This window comes from Actinoplanes sp. DH11, assembly GCF_020873875.1.
Taxonomy (GTDB): domain Bacteria; phylum Actinomycetota; class Actinomycetes; order Mycobacteriales; family Micromonosporaceae; genus Actinoplanes.
This window is the reverse complement of record NZ_JAHWGU010000175.1, coordinates 1-405: the sequence shown is the minus strand read 5'-3', so window position 1 is coordinate 405 and position 405 is coordinate 1. Positions and strand designations below refer to the sequence as shown.

Genomic DNA, 405 nt, shown 5'->3' with positions numbered 1-405 from the left:
CTGCTATCAGACGTCCCGTGACCGCGGGCGCGAGGACGCCGTCACCGGAGGCGACCACCCGTATCGCGGTCAGGAGGTCCTCCGGCTCGGAATCCTTGAGCAGAAAGCCGGAGGCCCCGGCGCGCAGAGCCTCGTAGACATAGGCGTCGAGGTCGAACGTGGTGAGCACGAGAACCCGGGCGCCGCTGCCGTGATTGGTGATCAGCCGGGTCGCCGTCAGTCCGTCCATACCCGGCATGCGGATGTCCATGAGCACCAGGTCGGGCGCGAGCTGTGCCGACATCGCCACAGCCGCGTCACCGTCCGCTGCCTCGCCGACCACGGTCATGTCGGCCTCGGCCGTCAGGATCGCCACGAAACCCGCGCGGACGATCGCCTGATCGTCCACGACCAGCACACGGATAC

At 68.4% G+C, this 405-nt stretch carries 1 protein-coding gene; it reads right to left on the bottom strand.

What is annotated here, in order from left to right; translation table 11 throughout:
• The coding region (locus LPA41_RS41295) for a response regulator transcription factor (RefSeq protein WP_229076956.1) at positions 1 to 403 on the bottom strand (403 nt) is incomplete at its 3' end.
• Between the last annotated feature and the right edge of the window lie 2 nt (positions 404 to 405).